The sequence below is a fragment of the Pseudomonas sp. Ga0074129 genome (assembly GCA_001465025.1).
In the GTDB taxonomy this organism is placed as follows: Bacteria; Pseudomonadota; Gammaproteobacteria; order Pseudomonadales; family Pseudomonadaceae; genus Aquipseudomonas.
Genome location: LNDO01000110.1, coordinates 64366 through 71960, shown reverse-complemented (window position 1 = coordinate 71960; position 7595 = coordinate 64366). Strand labels below are relative to the sequence as shown.

General features: G+C 65.0%; 3 protein-coding genes. 1 reads left to right on the top strand and 2 read right to left on the bottom strand.

Going from position 1 to position 7595, the window contains the following annotated elements; genetic code table 11:
• Nucleotides 1-29 precede the first annotated feature (29 nt).
• Together recB and recC are read right to left on the bottom strand one after the other, a co-directional pair.
• On the bottom strand, nt 30-3383 hold the full coding sequence (gene recB, locus AUK77_RS17530) for an exodeoxyribonuclease V subunit beta (protein WP_296132309.1): 3354 nt from the start codon (nt 3381-3383) through the stop codon (nt 30-32).
• Nucleotides 3380-6634, bottom strand: coding sequence for an exodeoxyribonuclease V subunit gamma (gene recC, locus AUK77_RS17525; protein ID WP_296132306.1), 3255 nt, complete (start codon nt 6632-6634; stop codon nt 3380-3382). Before recC ends, recB begins: the two co-directional genes overlap by 4 nt.
• 228 nt (nt 6635-6862) lie before the next feature.
• On the opposite strand from recC, the gene AUK77_RS17520 reads away from it, so the two are divergent.
• Nucleotides 6863-7591 (top strand): carbonic anhydrase, encoded by a 729-nt coding sequence (locus AUK77_RS17520; protein WP_296132304.1) that lies wholly within the window; start codon nt 6863-6865, stop codon nt 7589-7591.
• Nucleotides 7592-7595 lie beyond the last annotated feature (4 nt).

The window sequence follows — 7595 nt, the reverse complement described above, 5'->3', positions numbered from 1 at the left end:
GATTTCGCGGTTTATCGGTCGAAAGCGGCTCATACAGTCAGGTTCCAGGAGCGATGCGCAATTCTACCGGCGAGGGGAAAAGTCCGACAGGCTGCTAGCCAGTTGGACTTGTAATCGGCGATGTACCAGCGCCCATCGTGCTCGAAAGTCAGGTCGATAAAACCCTTGAGAAAGCCCTTGAGGCTGTCGAATTCCAGCCGCGCCGCCGCCTCACGCATCGGTGCCGCCAGGCCGTGGGCGGGGTCGCAGAGAATCGCGCGCAGGCGCTGCACATCCAGCCCCGCCAGGGGGAAGGTAAAGCCCAGCTCGGGCAAGCGTCGGGTTGGATTCAAACCAGCGAGGGTCAGCCCCTTGCCGTCCAGATTGGCGTCGATCACCTGTTGCAGATGGTCAAGCGCCACGGCCAGCCAGTCGTTGCTGATGCCGTGGCCGCTCAGCCCCGGTTCGATCAGCTCAGCCAGCGCGCCTTTGCCGCGCGCCCAGTCTTCCAGAATGGCGTGCAGGCAAGTACCGGCGCGCGCACCCCGGGGGAAGGCGAAAAAGCCCGTGCCCGGCTCGCTGGCGTCCGGCAGCACCAGGCCGTCGCGGTCCGGGACTTCCATGTGCATACCGGCGGCCAACCCGGAGAAGCTGCCGATGCGCCAAGCGCTGTGCAGGCTGCGCTGCAAGGTGGCGAGTTGCTGCGGGGCCGGAGCGCGTTGCTCGCCGGCGGCACTGGCCTCGCTGTCACGCAACGGCTGAAGGGCCATCTGGCCTTGGCTGCTGGCGATCAACTGTTCGACTTCCGCACGCAAACCCTGCGGGCTGAGGTTTTGCAGGTGGCCAGCCAGTTCGGCGAGGGCATCCTCACCGGGCAAAGCGCGGCCGTGCAGCAGCCAGGCCAGGGCGCTGCTGTGCAGGCCGCTGTCGCCGAGGCTGCCGTCCTTTTTCGGCTTGCAGTCCACCGGCCCCCAGTGCAGCCACAGGCGATCGCGCGCGCGGGTCAGGGCCACATAGGTCAGGCGCAGTTTTTCGGCGAAGCGCTCATGACGGGCGCGCTCGCGGTGCATGTCGAGCTGCTCGCTGCCCAGATCCAGCAGCGGCGTGCCGTCGTCGGCGTGGCAGCTGATGTCTTCATGCTGGCGCAGCAGCGCGCCGTCCCACAGGTAGGGACAGAACACCAGCGGGTATTCCAGGCCTTTGGAGGTATGGATGGTGACGATCTGCACCCGCTCGGCATCGCTTTCCAAACGCAGCAAGGCGTCTTCGCCGTGGGCCTCGGCGCTACGCTGAGCGTTGAACCAAGCGAGTAATTGCTCCAGACCGGGGCGTTGCAGGCTTTCGCTTTGCAGCAGCTCGGCCAGGTGCAGCAGGTTGGTCAGGCGGCGCTCGCCATCGACCAGCGCCAGCAGCCGCTGGGCCACGTGCTGCTCATCCAACCAGGCGCGGAAAGCGCGCATAAAACCCTGTTGTTGCCAGAGTTGGTGGTAGCGCTCGGCGGCTTCGCGCTCGCGGTCCCAGGCTTGAGCGTCCTCGCTGCAGGCGGCGAGATCAGCAGCGCTACGGCCCAGCAAACGGCTGGCCAGGGCATAACGCAATGCGCCCTCGCGGCCCGGTTCGGCGTAAGCGGCGAGCACGGCGGACAGCTCATCGGCCTCTTCGCTGTGCCAGACGTTCTCCTTGCCCCGGCGCACGCTGGGCACGCCACGGGCGGCCAGCTCGGCGGCCACTTCGCCGGCTTGACGGTGACTGGCAACCAGCACGGCGATATCGCCGCCCTTTAACGGCGTATGGATACCCGACTGTTCGAAATAGGCCTCACCCCGGCTGCTGGCGCTTAGCACGGATGCGATTCGCCGCGCGGTGTCCCGCGCCACCAATGCCCCCGCTTCGCCCTTGCCCATGTAGTCGTTATCCAGCCAGACCAACGCCAGCGGGGCGTCGGTTTCATCCTCAACATTCGGCAACACCAACTGCGCCCGCGCCTTGCTGCTGGCCCCGACCTGCTGGTAAGCCAAGCCCTTCTCGGCAAAAGGCATGGGCCGGTCGAATAGCTGATTCAGCGCGGCGATCAGCTCGGGCGTGGAGCGGTGGTTGGTGGCCAGGCTGTATTGCCGCGCGGCTTCGCTGCGCGCCTTGAGGTAGGTCGCCAGATCCGCGCCACGGAAGGCGTAGATGGCCTGTTTGGGGTCGCCGACAAAACACAGGTCGCCGGCGTCCTGATAAATGCGATGAAACACCCGGTACTGCACCGGGTCGGTGTCCTGAAACTCGTCGATCAGCGCCACCGGATACTGTGTGCGCAGGGTGCTCGCCAAATGTTCGCCGCCTTCGCTTTGCAAGGCCTGCTGCAGTTTGTTGAGCAGGTCATCGAAGGCCAGCAGGCGTTGTGCCGCCTTGCGCGCGGGTAGTTGCTCGTTGAGCTGGTGGATTAGGCGCACTTGCAGGTCGATCAGGCGTTGCTCGGCTTCGGGTTGCGCGGCATCGAGGGCATCGCAGAGTTCCTGCAGCGCGGCGGCCAGCGGATTGGCCGGGGCTTCGCAGCCCTTCTTGCTGGCCTTGTTCAGCCCTTCGCGGGCCAGGCGGCGATGCGCTTCAGTCTTGCTGAACAGCGCAGCGGCGTCGCTGAAATAACCGTCCAGTTCGGCCTGCCAGATGCCCAGTTTGGCCGCGTTGCACATATTGCTCTTGAAGCCATCGAAGGCTTTGAGCTGCGCCAGCCAGCCGGCGCTTTCACTCAGCCAGAGGCGCTGCGCCTGCTGCCACGCGGCGCGCAGGGCACTCATCTCACTGCGCGTACCCGGTTGCGGTTCGATGCGCAGATAGGGCTTGCCCAAGTGATTGCGCAAACGCTGGCGCAGAACCTGCGGAGTGATTTTCTGCTGCACCAGAAACGCCGCCCATTCCGGCTCTGCGCTGGCCAGTTCATGCCGCCAAAGGTCGGCGAGCAGGGCGTCGATAATTTCGCGGTCGTCGTGGGTCAGTTCGTTGTCGAAATCGCCCCCCGCTTCAAACGCGGCATCCTGCAAGGCGCGCTGGCAGAAGCCGTGGATGGTGAAAATCGCCGCTTCGTCAAAGCCATGCACCGCCAGCAGCAAACGCCGGTGGCTGGATGCATCCGGGTACTGGGCGCGCAGTTCATTGAGCAAGGCGTCATCGCCCGGCCCCTGTTCATACACTGCCAGCAACTCGGCCAGGCGCTTACGAATGCGCTCGCGCAGCTCGGCCGTGGCAGCGGTGGTAAAGGTCACCACCAGAATCTGGCTGACGCTGAGTTGCTTCTCCAGCAACAGGCGCGCGTACAGCGCGGTCAGGGTCCAGGTCTTGCCGGTGCCGGCGCTGGCCTCGATCAGCGAGCGGCCGGTGAAGCTGTCGTGCAGCAGGTTCAGGCTGGCGCTGCTCATGCTTCGTCCTCGTCACTGTCTTGCAGGGCGTCCAGCGCCGGGCCGTAGAGTTGTTCGGCGAGCGCTTCAAAGCGTTCGTCCAGCGGCTCGCGGTCGCGGAAGGCCAGGGCGTTCCAGGGGTCTTGGCCTTCACCGGTCATAAAGTCATTGCCTTGCCACATCACCCGCGCTTCGCTGCGGGCGGCGTCAATTGGCTCTTTGCGTCCGGGGTTGCGCCATTTGCGAGCAAAACCGTGGCTGCATTTGGCGAACAGCGGCAGCGGCTCGCACAGCGCGCGTTTGTAGGCCTCCAGCCAGGGTAAGAGCAGCTCACGGGCATTGGCCAACGCGCCCAGACGCCATTCGCTTTTCGGTGAGAGCAGGCGGCTGTCGCGGCTGATCTCGGGGCTGGCCGCGCAGTTGAGCAGCAGATGGCGTAGCCAGAATGGCGCCAGCTCCCAAGCGCCAAGATCACGCAGGCGGTAATCAAACAACCCTTCACGGGTTACGCCATCCAGCCAGCCGTGGATGCGCACACCCGCCAGTTCGATATCGACCAACAGCGGTTGCGGCGCGTCCTCCGGGCGCTCGTCAAACAGGGTCGGCGCAAAGGCGCGGATCGGCCCGCGAATCTGCCCCCAGTGCGCCTGACCCAGCTCGCCCACCGGCAGCCAACCGGAAGCCGCCGCCACGGCGCGTTCCTGGCGTTCACTCCAACCGTTCTCGATGGCCTGCAAGGCCAACTGGCGCAGGCCATGCTGGCTAGTCCACTCGACACTGAACGGCTCGTCACCGGCCAGGGCTTCCTCGGTTTGCGCCAAACGCAGGCCGAGGCGTTGTTCCAGCAGGTAGCGCGCCGGGTGTTTAAAGCAGTGGATCAGCTGACTGGGTTCGATGCTTAACCCGTCCGCATCCGGTGCATCCAGAACGCTGGCAAAGGGCGCGGGGGCTTGCACCGCCTGACTCAAACGCTGCGCAGCGTGGAACCAGGGCGCGGCAAAGCCGGCATGGCGGTTGCCGGCGAAGTTGCCGGGGGCGAAGGGCTGCAGCGGGTGGTGATGGGTAATCCTCGTGCTAGCCGGGTCGTTGCCATCGATCGCCGTCAGATCAACCACATCCAGCAGTTCGCTGACCAACACCGAAGGCGGCAGCTCGGCGTTGCTGCGCGGGTCGCGGCCGACATAGCTCAGGTACAGGCCGCCCCGCGCCGAGAGCAAAATTTCCAGCAGCAGGTAACGGTCATCCAGCCGCCGTGCGCGGTCGCCGCGACGGGGTTTCTGGCTGATCAGGTCAAAGCCCGCTGCCGGGGTGCGGCGCGGCAAGGCACCGTCATCCAGACCGAGCAGGCAGACCAGCCGAAACGGCAGGCTGCGCATCGGCACCATGGTGCAGAAGGTCACCGCGCCAGTGAGAAAGCCCGAAGCGGCGCTGCCCTGCTCCAAGGCGGCGGTCAGTTGCTGACGAATCAGCGCCAGCTCAATTGGCCGCTCTACACCCGAGGCGTCACCCTGTTCTTTGAGCGCCGCACAGGCTTTGGACAGCAGCAACAGGGTGTCACCGGCCTCGCGCTCATCGAACAACTGATCAATCAGCCCTTGCAGGGATTCGGCCCATTCGCCCAGGGCGCGCGCCCGTTGCAGGCTCTGCGCCAGCACGGCCAAGCGCTCGACAAAACCGGCCAAGCGCCCGAGCAGTTGTGCGCGGCCGCCTTCCAGCGCATCCAGCGGCCAACTGTCGCCCAGCAACGGCGCCGCCAGACCGGCCAGCTGTGGCGGCGCGGCAAAACCCAGCAGCAGGCGGTCCAGCCCTTGCCGCCAGGTAAAGGCCGCGTCGGCCGGCAGGCCCAGTTGCTCACGGTGCGTTTCATCGCGGCCCCAGCGCACGCCGGCGTCGCGCAGCCAGTCGCGCAGCAGCGGTAAATCCTCGGCTTCGATACCTGCGCGGCGGGCAAGGGACGGCTGTTCCAGCCAGGCCAGAATCTCTTCGGCGGAAAAGCGGCTGTCTGGCAACGCCAACAGGTTGAGGAAGGCTTCGATCAGCGGGATCTCCGCGCGCAGGCTGCGGTCGGCCAGGCTGAACGGCACGCGCGGCACACCTTCACGCGGGGCAAACACCGCTTCGATATAGGGCGCATACCGCTCGATGTCCGGGGTCAGCACCACCACCTGATCGGGCGTCAGCGCAGGCTCGGCGGCAAAGCGGGCGAGCAGTTGGTCATGCAGGATTTCCACCTCGCGCAGCGGTGAGTGGGCGACGTGCAGTTCCAACGAGCGATCGTCCTCACGCAGCAGCAAACGTTCATCGGCGGTGCGGGTGCGCAGGCGCAGGATGTCGTTCTGCAATGCCTGCAACAGGCTGGCGTCGTGCAGGTCTTCATCCTCGGAATACAGGCCGATTTCCTGACTGCCTTCGCTGGAGGCCAGGCTAAACAGGCTGTCGAAAAAATCGCGACCCTGCTTGCCCAGGCTGGCCAGTAACGGATGGCCGACATCCAGGTACCAGTCTTCGGGGTTGGCTTCGGGTTGCCGCGCCAGTTCGCGGATGTCGCGAATCTCGCCCCAGGCTTCACGGCAGGGGTTGAGGGCGAAAACTATCACCTCGGTGTGCCGCGCCAGGCCTTCCAATACACGCATGTGGTGCGGTGGCAGCGAACTGATGCCGAACACCAGCACGCGCTCGGGCAGCCCGGCGACGGGCGTGGCGTCATACAGGCGGGTGAGCAGTTCTTCCAGCAAACGCGCGCGGTGCGGGTGGCCGTCGCGGGTCAGCTCGCGCCAGAGCAGCGCTTGCCAGCCTTCATCCGGGCCAAGATCGAGCAAGTCGTTGCGCTCCCAAGCGGCCAGCCAGTCGTCGCGATACAGCAGGTATTGGTCGAATACGTCGGCGATTTTGACGGCCAATGACAGCCTGCGGCGCTCATCGCCACCGTCTAGGTAGTGCGCCAGGCGCGGCGCTTCAGCCAACTGGGCGGGCTCGCACAGCCAGTCATACAAGCGCCAGCTCAGGCTGCTGGGGCTGAATGCCGATTGCTCCGGCAACTGCCCCAGGCACAGGCGCGAGACGTCCCAGACGAACTTGGCCGGCAGCTGCACCTCCAACTGCATGGCAATGCCCTGCTTGCGCGCCAGCTCCAGCGTCAGCCAGCGACCCATGCCCTGACTCGGCACCACCACCAAGGCGGGTGCAAACGGTTCGCGCATTGGTGTGGCGAGCAGCGTGGTGGCCAGTTCGCCCAGAGTTTCCAGATCGGCAGCGTGGTAAAGAGTGAGCATGGTCGGCAGGCTGTTTGGGCGGAGTGCGTAGGGTAACCAGTATCACACCCCGGTGCGACAGAGGGTGTCGCACGCACGCGGCGATTTAATCGCTCCGGCGAGGCTGACCCAGCCATGCCTGCAGCGGTAAAGCGCTATACCATGGCCCGCAGGGTTTGCTCATGTGACTCACCGGCCATGCGGGCTGTCGTCTAGCGGTATTTATTCAGGTTCAACGAGGTCTCAGACATGCCGTACAAGCATCAGGCCATTCCCTTGGTGGGGCGCGCAGGTGGGGAAAGTGCCGAAGAGGCGTTGCAAAGCATCGTCGAGGGCTTCAAACGCTTTCGCAGTGATGTATTCCCGCAGCAGGAAGAACTCTTCAAAAAGCTCGCCACAGCACAAAGTCCGCGCGCGATGATCATCACCTGTGCCGATTCGCGAGTGGTGCCTGAGCTGATTACGCAGAGCTCGCCCGGCGATTTGTTCGTCAACCGCAACGTGGGCAACGTGGTGCCGCCTTACGGCCAGATGATGGGCGGTGTGTCCACGGCCATCGAGTACGCGGTGATGGCCCTGGGTGTGCAGCACATCATCATTTGCGGGCATTCCGACTGTGGCGCGATGAAGGCCGTTCTAAACCCGGCGGAGCTGGAGCGCATGCCGACGGTTAAAGCGTGGCTGCGCCATGCCGAAGTGGCCAAAACCGTGGTGGCAGAGAACTGCGGCTGTGCCGACCACAACACCCTGGGCATCCTCACTGAAGAAAACGTCGTGGCGCAGCTTGATCACTTGCGCACGCACCCCTCCGTGGCTTCACGTCTGGCGTGCGGCCAGTTGTTTATTCACGGCTGGGTGTACGACATCGAAAGCTGCGAGATCAAAGCCTACGACTCGGAGAAAGGCGAGTTCCGCGTGATCGGCGACGGGCCGCTGCCGATGGCTACGCCCCGTGCGCGCTATTTGCCCAGCCAATAACCGG

Coding starts and splice junctions, on each gene's coding strand:
- recC (WP_296132306.1), bottom strand. CDS start 6,634: ATGCTCACTCTTTACCACGCTGCCGATCTGGAAACTCTGGGCGAACTG.
- recB (WP_296132309.1), bottom strand. CDS start 3,383: ATGAGCAGCGCCAGCCTGAACCTGCTGCACGACAGCTTCACCGGCCGC.
- AUK77_RS17520 (WP_296132304.1), top strand. CDS start 6,863: ATGCCGTACAAGCATCAGGCCATTCCCTTGGTGGGGCGCGCAGGTGGG.